The 20,191-nt window shown below is 64.1% G+C and carries 20 protein-coding genes and 1 pseudogene; 12 read left to right on the top strand and 9 right to left on the bottom strand.

Going from position 1 to position 20,191, the window contains the following annotated elements:
- Positions 1-27: 27 nt before the first annotated feature.
- The 11 genes and pseudogenes from ACSH0F_RS09115 to ACSH0F_RS09165 form a co-directional block, all read left to right on the top strand.
- Entirely contained in the window at positions 28-1,737 is a 1,710-nt protein-coding gene (locus ACSH0F_RS09115; protein WP_435202002.1) for a vWA domain-containing protein, read from the top strand.
- A gap of 21 nt (positions 1,738-1,758) precedes the next feature.
- Positions 1,759-2,520, top strand: coding sequence for an OmpA family protein (locus ACSH0F_RS09120; protein ID WP_435202004.1), 762 nt, complete (start codon positions 1,759-1,761; stop codon positions 2,518-2,520).
- Positions 2,520-2,654, top strand: a complete 135-nt coding sequence (locus ACSH0F_RS09125; protein WP_305933119.1) for a hypothetical protein — start codon at positions 2,520-2,522, stop codon at positions 2,652-2,654. The genes ACSH0F_RS09120 and ACSH0F_RS09125 overlap by 1 nt, the downstream gene beginning before the upstream one ends.
- Complete coding sequence (locus tag ACSH0F_RS09130) at positions 2,651-3,133, top strand: hypothetical protein (protein WP_435202006.1); 483 nt, start codon at positions 2,651-2,653, stop codon at positions 3,131-3,133. Before ACSH0F_RS09125 ends, ACSH0F_RS09130 begins: the two co-directional genes overlap by 4 nt.
- A 63-nt stretch (positions 3,134-3,196) precedes the next feature.
- Positions 3,197-3,559 carry a response regulator gene (locus tag ACSH0F_RS09135; RefSeq protein ID WP_435202008.1) on the top strand — a complete coding sequence of 121 codons (363 nt, stop codon included), beginning with the start codon at positions 3,197-3,199 and terminating at the stop codon, positions 3,557-3,559.
- A 49-nt stretch (positions 3,560-3,608) separates the two neighbouring features.
- The gene (locus tag ACSH0F_RS09140) at positions 3,609-4,058 is read left to right on the top strand and encodes a lasso peptide biosynthesis B2 protein (protein ID WP_435202010.1); all 450 of its coding nucleotides are present in this window, start codon (positions 3,609-3,611) and stop codon (positions 4,056-4,058) included.
- Between the two features lie 59 nt (positions 4,059-4,117).
- A complete protein-coding gene (locus ACSH0F_RS09145) occupies positions 4,118-5,302 on the top strand; it encodes an acyl-CoA dehydrogenase (protein WP_435202012.1) in 1,185 nt (394 codons plus the stop codon).
- A 199-nt stretch (positions 5,303-5,501) separates the two neighbouring features.
- Positions 5,502-6,143, top strand: a complete 642-nt coding sequence (gene maiA, locus ACSH0F_RS09150) for a maleylacetoacetate isomerase (RefSeq protein ID WP_435202210.1) — start codon at positions 5,502-5,504, stop codon at positions 6,141-6,143.
- A gap of 13 nt (positions 6,144-6,156) precedes the next feature.
- Positions 6,157-7,167, top strand: a complete 1,011-nt coding sequence (locus ACSH0F_RS09155) for a fumarylacetoacetate hydrolase family protein (RefSeq protein WP_435202014.1) — start codon at positions 6,157-6,159, stop codon at positions 7,165-7,167.
- A gap of 2 nt (positions 7,168-7,169) precedes the next feature.
- Positions 7,170-7,310, top strand: coding sequence for a hypothetical protein (locus tag ACSH0F_RS09160; RefSeq protein ID WP_435202016.1), 141 nt, complete (start codon positions 7,170-7,172; stop codon positions 7,308-7,310).
- Positions 7,311-7,343: 33 nt separating this feature from the next.
- Positions 7,344-8,291: pseudogene (locus ACSH0F_RS09165) on the top strand (glycosyltransferase); the annotation flags it as partial.
- On the opposite strand, the gene ACSH0F_RS09170 reads toward ACSH0F_RS09165, so the two are convergent.
- The 7 genes from ACSH0F_RS09170 to ACSH0F_RS09200 form a co-directional block, all read right to left on the bottom strand.
- Entirely contained in the window at positions 8,281-9,432 is a 1,152-nt protein-coding gene (locus ACSH0F_RS09170) for a hypothetical protein (RefSeq protein ID WP_435202018.1), read from the bottom strand. The pseudogene ACSH0F_RS09165 and the gene ACSH0F_RS09170 overlap by 11 nt on opposite strands.
- A complete protein-coding gene (locus ACSH0F_RS09175) occupies positions 9,429-10,445 on the bottom strand; it encodes a polysaccharide biosynthesis tyrosine autokinase (RefSeq protein WP_435202020.1) in 1,017 nt (338 codons plus the stop codon). The genes ACSH0F_RS09170 and ACSH0F_RS09175 overlap by 4 nt, the downstream gene beginning before the upstream one ends.
- A 12-nt stretch (positions 10,446-10,457) precedes the next feature.
- A complete protein-coding gene (locus tag ACSH0F_RS09180) occupies positions 10,458-11,645 on the bottom strand; it encodes a GumC family protein (RefSeq protein WP_435202022.1) in 1,188 nt (395 codons plus the stop codon).
- On the bottom strand, positions 11,645-12,094 hold the full coding sequence (locus ACSH0F_RS09185; protein ID WP_435202212.1) for a polysaccharide biosynthesis/export family protein: 450 nt from the start codon (positions 12,092-12,094) through the stop codon (positions 11,645-11,647). The genes ACSH0F_RS09180 and ACSH0F_RS09185 overlap by 1 nt, the downstream gene beginning before the upstream one ends.
- A gap of 258 nt (positions 12,095-12,352) precedes the next feature.
- Entirely contained in the window at positions 12,353-13,729 is a 1,377-nt protein-coding gene (locus ACSH0F_RS09190) for an O-antigen ligase family protein (protein WP_435202024.1), read from the bottom strand.
- Positions 13,730-13,821: 92 nt separating this feature from the next.
- Positions 13,822-14,985: an acyl-CoA dehydrogenase family protein gene (locus ACSH0F_RS09195; RefSeq protein WP_305933125.1), complete on the bottom strand. Its 1,164-nt coding sequence runs from the start codon at positions 14,983-14,985 to the stop codon at positions 13,822-13,824.
- A 39-nt stretch (positions 14,986-15,024) separates the two neighbouring features.
- On the bottom strand, positions 15,025-15,786 hold the full coding sequence (locus ACSH0F_RS09200) for a crotonase/enoyl-CoA hydratase family protein (RefSeq protein WP_435202026.1): 762 nt from the start codon (positions 15,784-15,786) through the stop codon (positions 15,025-15,027).
- Positions 15,787-15,885: 99 nt separating this feature from the next.
- On the opposite strand from ACSH0F_RS09200, the gene ACSH0F_RS09205 reads away from it, so the two are divergent.
- Positions 15,886-17,154: an acetyl-CoA C-acetyltransferase gene (locus tag ACSH0F_RS09205; RefSeq protein WP_435202028.1), complete on the top strand. Its 1,269-nt coding sequence runs from the start codon at positions 15,886-15,888 to the stop codon at positions 17,152-17,154.
- A gap of 24 nt (positions 17,155-17,178) precedes the next feature.
- Here ACSH0F_RS09205 and ACSH0F_RS09210 read toward each other — a convergent pair whose 3' ends face one another.
- A complete protein-coding gene (locus ACSH0F_RS09210) occupies positions 17,179-18,585 on the bottom strand; it encodes an alpha-amylase family glycosyl hydrolase (protein ID WP_435202030.1) in 1,407 nt (468 codons plus the stop codon).
- The gene (locus ACSH0F_RS09215) at positions 18,578-20,128 is read right to left on the bottom strand and encodes an MFS transporter (RefSeq protein WP_435202032.1); all 1,551 of its coding nucleotides are present in this window, start codon (positions 20,126-20,128) and stop codon (positions 18,578-18,580) included. Before ACSH0F_RS09215 ends, ACSH0F_RS09210 begins: the two co-directional genes overlap by 8 nt.
- Positions 20,129-20,191: the final 63 nt, after the last annotated feature.

Genomic DNA, 20,191 nt, shown 5'->3' on the forward strand with positions numbered 1-20,191 from the left:
TCTCTTGAGAAAAAGGGAGGACTGCCGATGCGTTTGAGGAACCTGTTCGCCACTTGCGCCGCCGCTGCACTGCTTGCCGGATGCGCCTCGCAGCAAGGGGGCGAGGAGATCGTCCTTACCGGTTCGAAAGCGTCCCCGAGTGCGGACCGGTCGGCACCGCCTCCGCCACCGCCGCCACCTCCTCCGCCCCCACCGACTGCTGGCTATGTCCAGTCCGCGCCGATCACGGTTACGGCTTCGCGGGTTGGTGCTCCTGCTGCGGAAGCGGCCGACGCAGCGACGACTACGAGCTCAGCGGACAGCAGCTACCGATATTTCCCGCCCGTCTTCGTTCCGACAGTGCCCCACCGTGACCAGTACGACGGCGAAGAAGTCTCGCCGGTGAAGCTCGTCGCGAACGAGCCGGTGTCCACCTTCTCGGTCGATGTCGACACCGGCGCCTATGCCAATGCGCGGCGCTTCATTTCCGAAGGCGAGATGCCGCCCAAGGCCGCAATGCGCACCGAGGAGTTCGTCAATTACTTCCGCTACGATTACGATCGCCCGGCGGACCGCTCGCAGCCGTTCACGGTCAATACCGATGTCGCAGTGTCGCCGTGGAACCCGGAGACGCGCCTCGTCCGGATCGGGCTCGCGGGCTACGAGATGCCCGAGGAAACGCGCCCGGCCGCCAACCTCGTCTTCCTGCTCGACGTATCGGGATCGATGTACAGCGCGGACAAGCTGCCGCTGGTGAAGACGGCCATGCGCCAGCTCGCCGGCCAGCTCACTGAACGCGACCGGGTCTCCATCGTCGTCTATGCGGGGGCCGCGGGCCTTGTGCTGGAGCCGACGAATGACGAGCGCAAGATGAAGGACGCGATCGAGCAACTGCAGGCTGGCGGATCGACGGCAGGCGGGGCCGGTATCGAGCTTGCTTACCGCGTCGCCGAAGCGAACCGGATCGAGGGCGGCATCAACCGCGTGATCCTGGCGACCGACGGCGATTTCAACGTCGGCACGTCGGACCGCGACGCGCTGGTCGAGCTGATCGAGGAAAAGCGCGAAACCGGCGTGACGCTGTCGGTGCTCGGCTTCGGACGCGGCAATCTGAACGATGCGATGATGGAGCAGATCGCCAACAACGGGAACGGCAACTATTCCTATATCGACAGCGCGCTGGAAGCCCGCAAGGTGCTCGGTGACGAGATGGGCGCGACGCTGTTCACCATCGCCAAGGACGTGAAAATCCAAGTCGAGTTCAATCCCGCCGTGGTCAGCCAGTACCGGCTCGTCGGCTACGAGAACCGCATCCTGCGCGAGGAAGATTTCGACAACGACGCCGTCGATGCGGGCGATATCGGCGCAGGCCACCAGGTGACGGCGCTCTACGAAGTCGTGCCGGTCGGCGCCAAGGGCTGGATCGGGCAGCGCCGCTACGAGGACCAGATCGACACGCGCGCTCGCGATCTTGCTGCCGAAGCGGCCTACATCAAGTTGCGCTACAAGATGCCCGATGGCGAGAAGAGCTCGCTCATCACCTATACGCTTCCGGCCCGCGCCCTGCAGACCGGCAGCCTGCCCGGCGGCGATTTCGCCTTCGCCAGCGCGGTGGCGGCGTTCGGGCAGAAGCTGCGCGGCGACCCGATGCTCGAAAGCTTCGGCTACGGGCAGATTGCAGGGCTGGCAGGCAATCCGCGCGATTTCTGGCGGCAGGAATTCGTCCAGCTGGTGAAGACCGCCGACTCGCTCGACTAGCGGCCTTGGCAGGCAGGGCGCATGGCGGCTAAGAGCCGCTCCATGTCGATCCGTCCCGCCCTCGCCATCGTCGCCGGAGCCGCGCTCGTTGCGGCGGCCGGCTATGGCTATGCCGCCAAGACCGACGAGGCCTTCGTCGTGCCGCTCGAAGAGAGTGCAGCGCAGGCGATCGCGGACAACGGCGGAGGCGGCGTGATCGCGCGCTTTACCGGGGCAAACGGCTCCCCGACGCGCCATCCGTTGCTAAGCAATGGCGAGGACCTGCCCGAACAGACCCGCGCCCGCGTGGCGCAGGCCGTGGCCGGGATGCCCGGCGTCGGCGGCGTGGTCTGGAGCGACGGGACCGCGCGCGCGGAAACCGACGCGCCTACTTTCGAGCCGCTGCATTGCCAGGAGGATGTCGATGACCTGCTGCGCAGCCGCTCGATCCGCTTCGAGGAAGCGTCGAGCGCGCTGCTGCCGGCCAGCCGCATCCTGCTCGACGAGGTGGCCCAAGCGTTGCAGCCCTGCCTTGGCGCGATTATTTCGATCACCGGCCACACCGACAAGTCGGGTACCGAGCCGGGCAATCTTGCACTGAGCATGGAACGCGCGCGGGCGGTGCGCGAAGCGCTGGTCAGCCGCGGCATCCCGCGCGACGGCCTCCGGGCGCGCGGGATGGGTTCGTCCGAGCCGGTCGAGGGCCTGGCCCCCGGCGATCCCGCCAACCGCCGCATCGAATTTGCCGTGATCCGCACCGAGCCACTCCGTCCCACCCCCGTCGATACGCCGGGAGCGCGCTGATGCCGATCTGGTTCGAAGTCGTGGTGTTGATGCTGGTCGGCTATTTCGCCGGCATCGGGATCGGCTGGGGCCTGTGGGGCCGCACGGAACGGGGCGATATCGAAACCGACGGAACCATGAAGGATCCCCAATGATCGAACTGCTCGAGGCCTATTGGCCCGCCATCGTGATCGCGCTCGTCATCGGGCTGGTCATCGCCTGGTACATTTTCCACGCCTCCCGCCGGACGCGCGTCACGGGAACGAGCAGGGACGTGCTCGACGAAGGCGCAGCCCCCGCGGAACGCAACAAGGCGCTGATCGACAGCGCGCCTGCCGCCACCCCGATGCAGCCGGCCGCCGCCGTGCCGCCGACTGCAGCCCAGGCGACCGGCGGTGACGATCTCACCCGCATTAAGGGCGTCGGCCCGAAGCTGGCCGCGCTGCTCCGCGAACAGGGGATCACCGGTTTCGCGCAGATCGCGGCGTGGACCGAAGAGGACATCGACCGGATCGACCCGACCCTGGGCCGTTTCGAAGGCCGCATCCGGCGTGACGACTGGGTCGGCCAGGCGCGCCTTCTCGCCGATGGCGACGAAAGCGGCTTTGCGAGCAGATATGGCAAGATCTCCTGATCGGGGAACGAATCCAAACCGGGCCTGTTGATCGAATGGGTCGATGGCTTGGGAGAGTTTCCTATGGGACAGCAAATGCGCATCCTCGTTGCCGAAGACGAGACGATTATCGGTGAGGATCTTTGCCAGACCGTCGCCGAGGCGGGATATATCGTTGAAGGTCCTTTCGTTGACATCCAGTCGACCATGCTGGCCTATCAGAAGCACAAGCCCGACCTTGCAATTCTCGATGTGCAGTTGGGCGATGGCATCGTCTATCCGCTCGCAGAGCAGATGATAGCCGAGGACGTCCCTGTAATCTTCCACTCGGGGCAATTGACGCCGGACGATGTCGCCAGCCGCTTTCCAAAAGCGCTGGCCGTCCAGAAACCCAGCCCACCGGCCGAGATGATCGCCAACGTGCAGCGCGCCCTCGCCCAAGGCTGACGCCAACACCATTAATACCCAAACCATTCGCCCATGCTATAGTGCGGACATGGGCAAACTCGGCACTCTCCTGGCGCTCGACCGCCACGATCGCGTAGCCACGTTCGAAGCGCTGTTTGCCTTGACCGTCGCGCAAGTCCTCGTGCGAATTGTGCCGCCCCGCAAATGGCGTGACAGGTTCGGCCCTTCCAGCTCCCTGTCGGCCAGCGGTGCCATCGGCAGGGACCAGCTAGAACCCGTGCGCCGCGTCCGCTTTGCCATAGCCCGCGCTGCCCGCAATCTGCCGACCGAACCCAACTGCCTGCCACAGGCCCTCGCAGCACGCCGAATGCTGGGGCGCCGCGGGATCGAGTCGACCCTGTTCATCGGCGCCGAACGCGACGAACAAGGGAAGGCCCACTTTCATGCCTGGCTGAAAGTCGGTTCCGAATGGGTGACCGGACTATGCGACGAGGAGCGCTACGCCCTGCTCTTGCCGGACGGTAGCGAAGCGGCCTGACGCCCCCTTGCAGAGCGCCCGCAAGCCTGCCATCGCACATCGGCAACTAAGGAGACCACATGGCCGGTATGGTGCCTTTCGCCTGGGACGATCCCTTCAATCTCGACGAGCAACTGACCGAGGAAGAGCGGATGATCCGCGACGCCGCGCACGCCTTCGCCCAAGGCGAGCTCCAGCCGCGCGTGACCGATGCCTATCGCGAGGAAACCGACGCACCCGAGCTCTTCCCCCTGATGGGCGAGGCGGGCTTGCTCGGAGCGACCGTGCCGGAAGAATATGGCGGCGCGGGCGCAAGCTATGTCGCCTACGGCCTGATCGCGCGCGAGATCGAGCGGGTCGATAGCGGCTATCGTTCGATGGCGTCGGTGCAATCCAGCCTCGTGATGTATCCGATCCACGCATACGGATCGGAAGATCAGCGCAAGAAATACCTTCCCGGCCTCGCCAGCGGGCAGCTGATCGGCTGCTTCGGCCTCACCGAACCCGATGCCGGCAGCGATCCGGCGGGCATGAAGACGACCGCGAAGAAGGTCGACGGCGGCTATGTGATCTCCGGCTCCAAGACGTGGATTTCCAACTCGCCCTTCGCCGATGTCTTCGTCGTCTGGGCCAAGAGCGAAGAGCACGGCGGCGGCATCCGCGGCTTCATCCTCGAGAAAGGCATGAAGGGCCTCTCCGCCCCGAAGATCGCGGGCAAGCTCAGCCTGCGCGCCAGCACGACGGGCATGATCGTGATGGACGAGGTCGAGGTAGGCGAAGACGCGCTGCTACCCGACGTTCAGGGCCTCAAGGGGCCCTTCGGCTGCCTTAACCGGGCACGCTACGGCATCAGCTGGGGTGCTTTGGGGGCGGCGGAATTCTGCATGCACGCCGCGCGCCAGTACGGCCTCGACCGCGAGCAGTTCGGCGTGCCGCTCGCCAGCAAGCAGCTGTTCCAGCTCAAGCTGGCCGACATGATGACCGACATCGCGCTGGGCCTGCAGGGCTCCTTGCGCGTCGGGCGACTGATGGACGAAGGCAAGTTCGCCCCGGACATGATTTCGATCGTCAAGCGCAACAATGTCGGCAAGGCGCTCGATATCGCGCGCAAGGCCCGCGACATGCACGGCGGCAACGGGATTTCGGAAGAATACCAGGTCATCCGACACATGGTGAACCTCGAGACGGTCAACACCTATGAGGGCACGCATGACGTCCATGCGCTGATCCTGGGCCGCGCGATCACGGGCATTGCCGCGTTCTGATGGTCCTGCTCGACCGCGTTCTGTCCTACATGGGTCAGTTGTGCGATAGGGTCCGGATGATCAGCACCCGCGCCCTTTCCGATGTCACTTTTGCCGCTTCTATCGGCAGTCGGGCTTTTTTGCGCCTGGACCGTGTAACATGCGGTCCATGTCGTGAACTCGCCCTCGGTAACTCCAACAGGAAGATGGTCGCGCCATGATTCGCCTTCACGGCTACTACCGCAGCTCCACCAGCTATCGCCTGCGCATCGCGCTGGAGCTTAAGGGACTGGACTTCGAATACATCCCGGTGAACCTGCTGGAGAGCGAACAGAAGGGTGTTGCTTTCACAAGCCGCAATCCCTTCGGATCGGTTCCGCTGCTGGAAGTCGACGGCAAGGATTACGTGCAGTCGATGGCGCAGATCGAGTGGCTGGACGAGGCCTATGCCGAGTGCCCGCTGCTGCCCTCCGACACCCACGATCGCTATATCGCACGCGAGCTGGCCTATGCCATCGCGACCGAGCTGCACGCGCCGCTCAACCTGCCGGTGCTGAAGTATCTCGCCAACGAATATGGCAAGTCGCAGGACGAGATCGGCGAGTGGTATCGCCACTGGCTCGCCCGCACGCTCGACCCGCTGGAAGCCCGGCTGGCGCAGCTCGGCACGGGCGATTTCCTGTTCGACCGCCCCGGCTTCTTCGAGGTCTGTCTGCTGCCCCAGGTCTACAATGCGCAGCGCTTCGGCTTCGATTTCAGCGACAAGCCGCAGATAGCGCGGATCGAACAGGCCTGCCTTGCATTGCCAGAATTCCAGCGCGCCCATCCGGATGCGCAACCAGACAATCCCGAACGCAAATAAGAGAGGACCACCCATGAAACTCGCCACGCTCAAGGACGGAACCCGCGACGGCAAGCTGGTGGTCGTGTCCAAGGATCTTACCCGCTACTGCGCCGCCGACAATATCGCGCCGACGCTGCAGGCCGCGCTCGACAATTGGGACGAGATCGCGCCGAAGCTCGAGGCGCTTTACACCGACGTCCAGCACGAAGCCGTGCCGTGCGAGCGGTTCCACGAACGCGAGGCGCATTCGCCGCTTCCCCGCGCCTATCAGTGGGCCGACGGTTCGGCCTACATCAATCACGTCGAACTGGTCCGCAAGGCGCGCGGTGCGGAGGTGCCGGAGAGCTTCTATCACGATCCGCTGATGTATCAGGGCGGCAGCGACGGCTTCCTCGCGCCGCGTGACAACATTCCGCTGAAGGACACCAAGTGGGGCTGCGACATGGAGGGTGAGATTGCGGTCGTCACCGACGATGTGCCGATGGGCGTGTCCAGTGACCAGGCCGCCGATCACATCAAGCTGGTGATGCTGGTCAACGACGTCAGCTTGCGCGGCCTCATCCCGGGCGAGCTTGCCAAGGGGTTCGGCTTCTTCCAGTCCAAGCCTGCCAGCGCTTTTAGCCCCGTGGCCGTGACCCCCGACGAACTGGGGGATGCGTGGAAGGGCAGCGTCATTCACCTGCCACTGATGGTCGATTACAATGGCGAAGCCTTCGGCCGCGCGAATGCGGGCGTCGATGCCACGTTCAGCCTGGCCGACCTCGTCGCCCATGCCGCCAAGACCCGCGATCTCGGCGCAGGCACGATCATCGGTTCCGGCACGGTCTCCAACCAGGGGCCGGACGGCGATCCGGGCAAGCCGGTGGCAGAGGGCGGCCTCGGCTACAGCTGCATCGCCGAAATCCGCATGATCGAGACAATCGCCGATGGCGAGGCCAAGACACGCTTCATGGCGCCAGGAGACACCGTCCGGGTCGAGATGAAGGACGAAGACGGACACTCGATCTTCGGCGCGATCGAACAGAGAGTCGTCGAGGCCTGACCATGGCCGCGCTGGCCGGCAAGCGGATCGGCCTGCTGACAGCCCGCGCCAGCCGCGCAAATGGCGGCGTGTTCGAAGCAGTCGTCGGGCAGGTCGGCTTGCTGAAGCGGCTGGGTGCCGTGCCGGTCGTAATTGCTGTGTAGGACGAAGCGCATGCCGCCGATGCCTGGCGGCTCGACGATGCCGAGGTGAGGCTTGCGAAGCAGGTCGGGCCGGACCAGCCCGGCTTCGCGCCGCAGCTTGCGATTCAGCTTAAGGAAGCAAAGCTCGACCTGCTCCACCTTCACGGCATCTGGACTTATGCCAGCCGTGCGGCGGCCCACTGGGCGAACAATAGCGGCGGCCCCTTGGTCATCAGCCCGCACGGCATGCTCGACCCGTGGATTACCGAACGCAATCGCTGGAAGAAGAACCTCGCGCGGTTCGCGTGGGAGAGAGATGCCTGGAAGAGCGCGACGGCCTTCCACGCCTTGACTTCGGCCGAGGCAGAGGACATCCGCCGCGAAGCCGGCGGGGCAGAGATCGGCGTCATCCCTAATCCCGCGCCAAAGCCATCGCCCCCGCGCGAGCGGATCGCGCCGCCCATGGCGCTCTATCTCGGCCGCATTCACGAGAAGAAGAACCTGATCGCGCTGATGGAAGGCTGGCTGGCAGCCCTGCCCGACTTACCGCCCGATGCGAGCCTGACCATCGCCGGCTGGGGCGACGAGGAGGGCGTTGCAGCACTCGAACGCTTCCTCGAGCCCGCCGGTCCGACGATCCAGTTCGTCGGTGCCGCGTTCGGATCGCAGAAGGCGGCGCTGTTCGATGTGGCACGGTTCACCGTGCTGCCCTCACTGAGCGAGGGCCTGCCGATGGCGATACTCGACAGCTGGGCGGCGGGCGTGCCGACTGTGATGAGCGACGCTTGCCATCTTTCCGAAGGCTACGAAGCCGGCGCTGCTCTCCGTTGCGGAAGCGACAAGGCAAGCATCGCCCGCTCACTGGTCAGCGGGTTCGCACTGGATGAGCTGGAATGGATATCGATGTCGCAATCCGCGCAGGCGCTGGCTTCCGGCCCGTTCGGCCCGGAAGAGGTCGCCAGGCAATGGGAGCAGCTTTACGGAAATTGCCTCAAGGGCTGACTCGTTCGAGTTCGACCCGATCGATCACCACCCTACCGCCGCCGGGCCGCAGCCAGAGGCTGAGAATCGCATCGTCGCAGTCGGGAGCGCGAACACGCTGTCCCTCGCGATCGATCCGCTGGCGGCTTGCCCGCGGGCGTGACGGCGTCATGCAATCGATCGTGGCCAGCACCCTCTGCCCGCCCGGCCCATCGACCTTGGTTTTGACGAGATAGCTTCCCGCGTCGACAGCCAGCGGCTGCGAGATCACCAGGCGCGTCACACTGGAGCGGTTTTCGATCTCGATACGCGCTTCGTCGCCCGACAGGCGGGTGACGCGCAAATCACCGGTTCGGTAACGCCGCCAGCCGATTGCCGCTGCCGGTCCCTCAGACCCGAAATTCTCGAACTCCGCATCTGCGAGAACGCCTCCGGGATCGGCCTCGGGACAGTGGCGCGTCGCGATGGCTTCTGCATCGGAACGGAAATTGCGGCGCGCCAGCTCGACGATCATGGGTAGCGTGGCCTCGCAGCCCAGCACGGCGATACCCCCGTCGGCGCGACCGAGGATTTGCGCGCGTGCCCGCAAGTCCGCTGTAGGCGCGCCGCTTCGGCGTAGATAGGCATCCGCCCAGCGTGGACTATCGGAAAGGCGGAGGGCGAGAGCTGAACGCCCTTCGGCGCTCCGTTCGAGCAAGGACAGCATGGCCTGCGTGACCGCATTCTCCTTGCCAGCCCGCAGCACCGCGTCCAGCCGGCCGGCAGCTCCAGTATAGTCGCCGCTGGCCAGCTCTCGTTCGAAGAAGTGGATTTGCGCCATCGGTTCTCGGCGGCTGATCCGCTCGGTCACGGAAAAGATCGCATCGGCGCGCGGCCCCTCACCCTGCAATGTGGCTGCTACACCGAGGAAGGAGAGTCCGCGGGGATCGAGCGGATCATGCGCTACCGCAAGTCGGGCAAAACGTGCAGCCGTTTCAGCGTTTCCCTCGCTCAGCTTCGCTGCCGCCGACCGCTTCGCTGCCCCGACCTGAAGCGAGGCCGGCACGAAGCGCGCAAAGGACTGGCGCGTCTCGCTCACGCGATCGAAGCCGCTGAGTAGAACGAGCGCGACGAAGAGAACGATACCTAAGGTCGCGGCGACCTGCAGGCGAGCGGCATTCATGCCTTGCTGCGGCGCTCGCCGCTCGAATACTGGTAGTAATCGTAGCCGTAATAGGCCGAGTATCGATTACCCGACCGCGTCGGATCGAACTTCGCAAGTACGGCGCCAAGCAATACCGGCTTCATCGAGCGCAACCGGCGCAGCGCTGCCTTCAGCGAACCACTCCGGCCACGCTCCGCCTCGACTACGAATACGGTGCCGTCGGCGATGGCAGCGAGCATCGGCGCATCGGCCAGGCCAAGTACCGGCGGGCTATCGACGATGACGACATCGTGGCTCTGCGCGAAATGTTCGAGCAGTTGCGCCATGCGCGGCGATGAGAGCAGCTCGGAGGGGCTCGGTGGAAGCGGACCGGCAGGAAGCAAGTCGATCTTGCGGCCCTTGACCTTCACCACAGCGCTCTTCGGGTCATCCTGCGATACCAGCAGGTCGGTCAACCCGCGCTCGCCTGCGATCCCCAGCACCTTATGCAGCGCCGGACGGCGCAGGTCGGCGTCGATCAGCAGCGGACGCATGCCGATGCGGGCGAAGCCGGTTGCGATGGCGAGGCTGGTGGTGCTCTTGCCCTCATGCGCTTGCGCGCTGGTCACCGCTATGATCTTAGGCAAGCCCTGCGGCGTCGAGTAGAGTAGTGCCCCGCGGAGCGAGTTATAGGCTTCCGAGATCGGCGATTTCGGCTCTTCCAGCGCCTCGAGCGGGGTCATGTCTTCGGCCCGCGGAACGACACCCAGCAGCGCAAGATCGAGCTTGTCTTCGACGTCTTCGGGCGTGTGGATCACATCGTCGAGCTGGTCGCGCAGGAACACCGCCATGCCCGCCAGGCCGAGACCGATCAGCAGCCCCAGCGCCAGATTGCGCGGGACATTCGGCGACGACGGTGAGGTCGGCGTTTCGGCGCGGTCGATAATCGCGATATTGCTCGACGCGATCCCCGCCGAGGCGTTGAGCTCGCGATAGCGCTGGAGCAGCCCGTCGTAGATCGAACGCGCCGTATCCGCCTGCCGGGCAAGCACGTTGTAGCGGACCTACTGGTCCTGTTCCGCCAGCGAATTCCCGCGGGCGCGGTCGACCTGACTGTCGAGCTGACTTTCCGCCGATTGCGCCGCGCGATATTCCGCGCGGATCGATTCGCGGACCTGTCGCGCAGTGGTCTCAAGCTGGCGGTTGATCGCTGCGGAGTCCGCTTCCAGCCAATTGATGGCAGGGTGATTGTCGAGATAGCGATCGCGCGCAGTCTGCAATTCGCTCTGCAATTCGGCGCGGCGCGTCATCAGCGCCTGAACGGTGGGGTTGTTGAGCACCGGTTGCGAGGCGAGCAGCGGCGTCCCCTGAATGGCCTCCCACCGCGACTGCGCGGCAATCCGGTCCGCCCGCGCGGCGATTGCGGCATCGTTGAGCTGCACGAGGCTGGACGCCGTTACCGTCCCGGTCAGCCGATCTCGCCCATCAGTGGTAAGCGCATCGTAGGTCCGGATAAGGCCGGCACTCTTGGCGTAATCATTGAGTTCGCGCTCGGAGTCTTCGAGATCGACACGGGCTTCCTCAAGCTGCTCGGCCACGAAGTCGCGCGCATAGGACGTGCTGTCGAAACGGCGCTGAAGATTCGCCTGGATAAACTCCTCGGCAAAGGCATTGGCGATGTTTGCCGACAGCGCCGCATCGGTCGAGGTGAAGCTGATCGTTGCGACACGCGTCGCCCGCGGCAGGTCTATTTCGAGATTCGACCGCAGGAGGTCCACTGCGAGGGAGCGATCCTGTGCCTGGTCACCGGCAAGCGCCGATGTCGGCACTTCCATCGCGCTGAAGAAGCGTTCGCTCGTGCCCAGTTCCAGCCGGTCTGCGACCCGTTCCGCAAGGCCGCGACTCTGCAGCACGTCGAGTTGTGTGTTGAGAAAGCGGTCGATGTCCCAGTCGGACGGGCCGGTGGCATTCGCGCCTTCGAACTGGCTGCCGAGCACTTCGTCGCTCTGGTCGTTGATCTGGACGCTGGTGTCGGCGGTGTAACGCGGGGTGTCGAGCAGCGTGGAAATCAGGGCGAGCACTACTACCGCCCCGACGATCGCCAGCGCCATCCACAGATGGCGGCGGACCGCGGCAATGGCCTGACGGATATTGGCACTGATCGGATTCTCGCCAACCGCGAGATAGGCCGCTTGGTAGCGCCCTTGTGCATTCATGCCGGTTTGCGGCTGGAAGGCTGGCTCGGTATTCATCAGAACGGCCGGAACACGCCGAGCACCGGAAGCGCCCGCACTGCATCCAGGAAGGCTGCACGGCTGCTGGAGAAGCCGACGACAACAGTGTCACCAGGAAGCAGCGCCACATCGGGCATGCGTCCGCCTCTGATCGCCAGCGCATCGAAGCGGCCGGCCATGCGCTGTCCGCCAATCATGCGGAAAATCATGATCTCGTCGAGCTTGGCTTTTTCGGTGGGGCTGCGGGCAAGCGCCAGCGCGGTAAGCAAGGTCTGGCCCTCCGCGAACGGGTAGACACCGGGAAGTTCGACTTCACCTTCGACCGCGATGGTGCGGGTCTGCGCTTTCTTGACGAGGACGCTCACACGCGGATCGCGCAGATACTCGGCAGCGTAAGCCGCCTCGACCGTGCGGGCCAGCTCGGTCGCGGTAAGACCGCGCGCCGTCACATCGCCGATCAGGGGCAGGCTGACGGATCCCGGCGTTGTCGACCGCGATTTCCTCGACGCTCAGCTCAGGTTCGTCGTAGACGCGCACGGACAGGATATCGCCGGGCTGGAAGGTGTAGCGTTGCGTCTGCATCGCGCCGCTGGGCATCGCGATCGCATCGTAACCGGCCTGCCCCGCAGGCACGACAGGATCGGCACCGCGCTGGCAAGCCGACAGGGCAAGTGCGGCGCACACGGCGACCGTGGCCGCAGGGCATCTACCGGTCCATGCTGGCATCATTGCTTCCCGTCCATTGCGCGACCATCCGGTTCTTCTCGTGCCAGTCCGCCGAGCAGACCGGCGGCCACCCCTGCCAGGCACGCTAATGCCATGGTCCGCAGGGGATAATCAACAAGGCTGTGCAGGCCGATCACCATCAAAATGCCTAGCGCAAAAACGGTCGTCGGCCGCCGCTCGGGGCTTGTTTGCCAAGCCTTGCGTGCCAAGATCGACAGCAGGGTCGCTGCAGCAAGCAGGATGGCCGCTCCGAACAGACCCGCCTCAAGCAGGAACTCGAGATAGTCGTTGTGTGCGCGGTTCGGGAATCTTTCGTCGATAACGGCAAACCGTTCGGACGGGAGAAAGGCTCTGGAGAAGCTGCCAAGACCGCTGCCGACCGGCCAGAAATCTCCAATCGCGGTCAGCGTGTCTTGCCACAGATCGAAGCGCGTATCGCCGCTCGCATCGAACCGCGCGAGTACCGCTCCGATCCGTGCATTGCCGGCGAAAGCCAAAGCGCCTGCGGCGACGAGCGCCACCAGCCCCCCGACAGCCGCGATGCCGTTCGACAGCTCTCGCGCTACACCAGCGACGCGCAATATCGCGAATTGCATCAGGAGAGCGAGGGGCAACAAAGCGATGCCGGCGCGCGATCCCGTGAGAACGACGGCGAGCAAAAGAAAGACCTGAAGGATTGCGAAAATGCCAATGTCGGACCGAACGAGCGGTCGCCGGCGCGCAACGCTCGTCAGCCATACTGTCAGCGCCATCATCCCGATCAGAAGGAAGTCGACCGCCGCGTTCCGGTTCGCATAAAAGGCTGTCAGCCAGTAATCGTGGCTGATCTCGTAGAGCCGGAAAGCACCGGGACCGCTCGCCATCTGGATGACGCCAAGCGCCGCACCGGCCAGAGCAAGAGCGGCGATCAGGGCGATCAGGAAGCGCTGGTCCTTGCGGTCCAGCGTGCTCACCGCAAGCATGGTCCCGACTGCGGTGAGCATTGCCAGTAAGGCCGCGAGCGTCGCGAACGGCGCCACTGACAATGCCCGCCAGCTCTGCGCCTCATCGACTTGCGCGAGAGCGTCGGCAACAAGGTCCCGGCCCGGAAGCGACTGCCACAACGATGGCGGTAAGGGGATCAGCTGAAGGATGGGCAGGACGATGATGAGACCAGCGAGCGCGATGAGCAATCGCGGGACGCGTCGAACTCCGGCGCCGCTATCCCGTGCCCACCAGATCCATAGGATTATTGCCCCGGCAAAAGCGAGCTGCACGACGATCTCGGCGATTGCGCTCGGCGTGCCCCCGCCCCCGAGAACCAGCGCAACCGCAACGAAGGCCGCGACCAGCAGCCCGCGACGCGTTTCGGGCAGGCGATGCTTCAGGCCACGCATGATCCTCCCTTCCCGATCCTCGTCGGGACCGGCTTAGGCAGATCGACCTACCCAGGGGAAGCGCACCATACGCGCCTTCCCCGATATCGTGCCTACATCGAGCGGGAGATCACCATCTTCATGACTTCGTTCGACCCGCCGAAGATGCGGGTGATCCGGCTGTCGCGATACATGCGCGCAATCGGGTAGTCGTTGATGAAGCCTGCGCCGCCATGGAACTGGAGGCATTTGTCGACGACCTCGCCCTGCAGCTCGGTGACCCAATATTTGGCCATGCAGGCGGTCGGCACGTCGAGCTCGCCCTTCAGGTGCTTCGCGATGCAATCGTTCACGAACACCCGCGCCGCCGTACCGCGCGCCTTGAGGTCGGCCATGACGAATTGTGTGTTCTGGAAGTCCCAGATCGTCTGCCCGAACGCCTTGCGCCCCTTGACGAATTCCATCGTGGTTTCGAGTGCCTTCTCGATCCCAGTCATCGCGCCCATCGCGATAATGAGGCGCTCCTGCGGCAATTCGCCCATCAACTGATAGAAGCCCTTGCCTTCCTCTCCGCCGAGCACGTTTTCCGCGGGGACGAAAACATCGTCGAAGAACAGTTCCGACGTATCCGCCGCATCAAGTCCGACCTTGTCGAGCTTCTTGCCGCGCTGGAACCCCTCCGCGCCCTCGGTTTCCAGCAGCATGAGCGAAATGCCCTTGGCCCGCTCCTTGGGATCGGTCTTGGCGACGACGATGATGAAGTCGGCGGTTTGGCCATTGGAAATGTAGGTCTTGGCCCCGTTGATGCGATAGCCGTTGCCGTCCTTGAGGGCCGTCGTCGTTATGCTCTGGAGGTCGGAGCCGACGCCCGGCTCGGTCATGGCGATTGCGCTGACGAGTTCGCCGGTGACCAGCTTGGGGAGGTATTTCTTCTTCTGCTCCTCGGTACCGTGGCGCACGAGGTATGGCAGGATCACCGTATTGTGCAGGCTGGCCGCGAAACCTTCGACATTGTGCTTCGCTTGCTGGTCGATCACGACCATGTCGTGGCGGAAATCCCCGCCATGGCCGCCGTATTCTTCCGGTACCGACACGCCGAGCAGACCGGCTTCGCCCGCCTCATTCCAGAACTCGCGCTCGACCTGGCCGTTCTCGCGCCATTTCAGCACGCGCTTTTCCGGCGCGTGCTGCTGGTAGAATTTGCCGACGGCATCGGCGAAGATCGAGATTTCCTCGTCTTCCATGAACTCGGGCGGGGCTACGTCGATAACGGGCATTGTCTGGGTCCTCTCCGGTAAGTCTGTGTGCTGGCGGGCTTACTTGCCCTTCCAGTTCGGCGCGCGCTTCTCGGCGAAAGCGGCGGCGCCTTCACGCGCATCCTCGCTGACGAAAACGGGCGCGATAAGCTGGGTCTGGCGCTCGTAGCGCTCGTCCATCGGCCAGCCGCGCGATTCCTTGATAACGGCCTTCGAAACCTTTACGGCGAGCGGACCGTTGGCCACGATCTTGGCGGCCAGTTCCTTCGCCCCATCGAGCGCCGAGCCATTCGTCACGCGGTTGATCAGGCCGAGTTCGTAAGCGCGCGCGGCATCGATGAAGTCTCCGGTCAGCGCGAGTTCCATCGCGATCCGCTCGGGGATCTGGTCGGGCAGCATCATCACCCCGCCCGCCGCGGCAACGAGGCCGCGCTTCACTTCGGGAATGCCGAATTTCGCGCCGTCATTGGCCACCACCAAGTCGCACGCGATCATGAGTTCGAGGCCGCCTGCCAGCGCATAGCCATCAACCGCTGCAATCAGCGGCTTCTTGGGCGGAGCCTGCACAACGCCGCCGAAACCGCGCCCTTCGACCACCGGGCTTTCACCGCGCAGGAAGCCCTTGAGATCCATTCCGGAGCAGAATGTGCCGCCCGCGCCGGTCAAAATGCCGACCCGCAAATCGTCCTCGCTGTCGAGCCGGTCCATCGCCGCGGCAATGCCTTCGGCAGCGGCCTTCGTCATCGCGTTCTTCGCATCGGGCCGGTTGATCGTGACGACCAGAATGCCGTCGTCAACGCTCGTGAGGACTTCCTCGGACATCGGGTTCTCTCTCCAATTGCAAAATGAAACTTGCCTTGCGCCATTGCTGGGGTACGCTTACGCAAACGTCAACCGTTATCAGAGCTGAGAGGAAAAACCATGGCCGAAGCCTATATCATCGATGCAGTCCGCACGCCCCGCGGGATCGGCAAACAAGGCAAGGGCGCGCTGGCGCACATGCATCCGCAGCATCTTGCCGCAACGTGTCTTAAGGCGATTAAGGAGCGGAACGACCTCGACACCAGCACAGTGGACGACGTAATCTGGTCGGTCAGCACGCAGGACGGCATGCAGGCAGGCGACATGGGCCGCATGGCGGCGCTCGACGCCGGCTTCGACGTCACTTCGTCGGGCACCACGCTGGACCGCTTCTGCGGCGGCGGCATCACATCTGTCGCCCTGGCTGCAGCGCAGGTGATGAGCGGCATGGAAGATTGCGTTGTCGCGGGCGGCACCGAGATGATGAGCCTGACCGCGCAGATGTCCAAGGACAAGATGGCTGCCGGGCTCAAGCCGCCGATGATGGGCAGCTACAACCAGCGCTTGCAGGCGAGCCATCCGCAAAGCCATCAGGGCGTGTGCGGCGATGCCATCGCCACGATGGAAGGCTTTACCCGCGAAGAGCTGGACGAGGTCGGCTATCGCAGCCAACAGCGCGCGGCCAAGGCGATCGAGGAAGGCCGGTTCGACAAATCGGTGGTGCCGGTAAAGGACGACGAGGGCAATGTCGTGCTCGACAAGGAGGAATATCCGCGCCCCCAGACCACGCGCGAAGGGCTGGCCGAATTGGAGCCCGCCTTCGCCAAGATCGCCAATGTCCCGCTCGACAAGGACGGGACGATTTTCGCCGGACTGGTGAATGCTAAATACCCCGATCTCGAGATCAAGCACTTCCACCATGCGGGCAACAGCTCCGGCGTAGTCGATGGTGCGGCGGCCGTGCTGGTGGCCAGCAAGGACTATGCACAAAAGCATGGCCTGAAGCCGCGCGCACGCATCGTGGCAACGGCGAACATGGGCGACGATCCGACGCTGATGCTCAATGCACCCGTTCCGGCAGCGAAGAAGGTCCTGGAAAAGGCCGGAATGTCCAAGGACGATATCGATCTCTACGAGATCAACGAAGCCTTTGCGGTCGTCGCTGCAAAGTTCGTCAAGGACCTCGAGCTCGACTGGGACAAGGTCAATGTCAACGGCGGCTCGATCGCGCTCGGCCATCCCATCGGCGCGACCGGATCGATCCTTATCGGCACGATGGTCGACGAGTTGGAACGGCAGGACAAGCGCTACGGCCTCGTCACCATGTGCGCGGCGGGCGGCATGGCGCCTGCCATCATCATCGAGCGGGTCGACGATTTCGTCGACTGAGGAACTTGCAGGGCGGCAGCGTTATTATTCGCTGCGGCTCGCGAACAGGCGCCAGCCCCAGGCAGGCAATTCGATCGACTCGCCTTCGCCGATCGTCACTTCGCGGCGGAGCGGGAATTCGGCATAGGTCCCCACCGGCAAGCCGCTGGTCAGCGTCGCGCTGACCGGCTTGTCGCTCATGTTGAACAAGCCGAGGACCTTATTGCCGTCCTTCTGCCTCACCCATGCGAGCAGTTGCTCGGGCGCGGAATTCTCGACCTTCTGCATTCGGGCGCCCCATTGCCCGTTGTCGAGTGCGGGGTTCGACTTGCGGAACTCGATCAGCTGTTCGAGCAGCAGGCCATAGATGCAGCCGCGCCCTTGGCTCCAGTCGATCGCGTCCTTTTCGAAGAACTCAAGCCGCTTGGCGTTGCAGGCTTCCATGCCATTGTGGATCAGCGGCAGGCCCTCGCCCGTGAAAGACAGCCCGGTCATCGCGTAGAGCGCATTGCCGTAATTTTCGGCCATGGTGCCTTCCCACGCATTGCTGTCATGGTTCTCGATATAGGTCATGCGCATGGCCTCTTCGGGCCACAGGCTCTCGTTCTCGGCATAATAGCCGTAGAAGCTGGTCGCATTCCCCTTGCCCTGCGCGACGTTTTTGGTCGTGTTATGCCAATCCCAGGCATAGGTCGCATCGAACGCCTTCTGGTGGAACGCGGTTTCCTGCACCTCGCCCAGCATGAACACCGGGCGGATCGCGGTCAGCCGGTCGCGCATGGTGTTCCAGAAATCGAGCGGGACATATCCGGCCACGTCGGCGCGGTATCCATCGACACCGAACTCGCGGACCCAGTATTCCATTGCTTCGCCGACATGCTGGCGAACGCCGGGCTTCGTCCAGTCGAGGTCGATGATGTCCGACCAGTCCCACCACGGCGTCGGGCGGAAATCGCCCTTCCAGTCCTTTTCGTACCAGTCGGGATGCTGCTGCGCGAGCTCGTTGTCCCACGCCGTGTGATTGGCGACAAGATCGAGGATAACCTTGAAACCTTGCGCGTGCGCGGCATCGACGAAGGTGCGAAAGTCCTCCTTCGTGCCGAACTCGGGGTTTACGTCGTAATAGTCCTTTACCGAATAAGGGCTGCCAAGACCGCCCTTGCGATTGGCCTCTCCGATCGGGTGGATCGGCATCAGCCAGAGGATGTCGACGCCGAGCGCCTTCAGCCGGGGCAACTGCTTCTGCGCGGCGGCGAAGGTGCCTTCCTCGGTGAACTGCCGGGTGTTGATCTGGTAGAGCACCGCCTTGCGTGACCACTCGGGATGTTCAATCTCCACCACGCTTTGCGGCTGCCAGGGCGAAGCGACATGATCGTCGGCAAGAGCGGGCGACGAGATGATGCCGGTAGCGAGAAGGCTGAGCGCAGCTGCGCTCGCGAAAAGCTTAGGCATTGGCAATCTCCTGGAAATTTTCGCCGGGCACTTCGACCCGGAGCATGGCAAAGGCGGCGAGCGCCCAGGCGGCGGCGGCAAACAGCATCGTCCAGATCGGATCGCCGGGGAAGAGCGCCTTCATCACGCTACCCATGACGGTCGCAACCAGCAGCTGCGGCACGACGATGAAGATGTTGAACAGGCCCATATAGATGCCGAGCTTCGCCTGCGGCAGGCTGCTGGCGAGGATGGCGTAAGGCATCGCCAAGATCGAGGCCCAGGCGATACCCTTCAATATCTCGCAGACGATCAGCAGCGCCGGATCGCGCAGCACGAAATAGCCGAGGAAGCCTGCCGCACCGAGCAGCAGGCAGGTCATGTGCGTTTTCGCCTTGCCGAGTTTGCGGCTCATCACGGGCAGCAGCGCGAGCGCGGCGATGGCAGCCACACCGTTCTGCACGGTGTAGATCAGGTTCCACCAGTTCGCGCCCTCGTTATAAGCGGCGGTGGTCGGATCGGCACTGCCGTAGAAATATTGCGACACGATCGGGCCGGAATAGATCCACATGATGAAGAGCGCGGACCAGCTGAAGAACTGCACCAGCGCGAGCCGCTTCATCGTATCCGGCATACCCGAGAAATCGCCGACGATGCTCGACAGCATGTTTGCCGAACGACCCTGCTTGGCCATGGAAATGGCGATGAGGCTGAGCACGCCATAGGTCGCCAGCAGGCCGCCGAGCAGGTAGATTTCCTTCTCCAGCCCGAGCGGTGCGACCAGCAACGCGACGACCACACCCGCTGCAATCCAGAGCAGTGCGCTGCCGTAGCTCTTGGCGGCAAGCGCGCGCACTGGGGCTCCGGCCTCCACCGCGCGCTCCGCTTCGAAGCGGGCCATTTCCTCAGGAGAATATTCGCGCGTCGTCACCACCGTCCAGCCGATGGCGCAAAACAGCGCGACCGCGCCCGCCCAGAAGCTCCAGCGAACCGTGTCAGGGATCTGCCCAGCAGGGGCTACATTGCTGACGCCGAACTGTTCTAGCAGCCACGGAAAGATAGCCGCGACCACCGCGCCTGCGCCGATAAACGCCGTCTGCACCGCATAACCGGTCGCATGCTGCGACCTGTCGAGCATATCGCCCACGAAGGCGCGGAACGGCTCCATCGCGATGTTGAGGCTCGCATCAAGCACCCACAATAGCGCGGCAGCGAACAGCAAAGGCGCGGCGAAGGCTGGCGCAAGCGGCATGAGGAAGAGCGAGACCGCGGCCAGCAAAGCGCCGGTCATGAAATAGGGCCGCCGCCTGCCGAAGCGGTTCCAGGTCTTGTCCGATAGATGCCCGATGATCGGCTGCACGATCAGCCCGGTCAGCGGCGCTGCGACCCATAGCGCGGGCAGGTCGTCGAGCGAGGCACCGACCGTCTGGAAGATGCGGCTCATGTTCGAATTCTGCAGCACGAAGCCGATCTGGATGCCGAAAAAGCCGAAGCTGATGTTGGCGAGCCCGCCCCAGCCCATATGCGGCTTGCGTGCGGCGTCTACCGCCGGTGTCGTGGCCATCGATACGTATCCTCAGTCCCATGCGCGCGGATCTTGGCGTCCGCTCGACAATTCAAGGTGCTA

The organism is Qipengyuania sp. 902, assembly GCF_051195295.1.
GTDB lineage: Bacteria > Pseudomonadota > Alphaproteobacteria > Sphingomonadales > Sphingomonadaceae > Qipengyuania.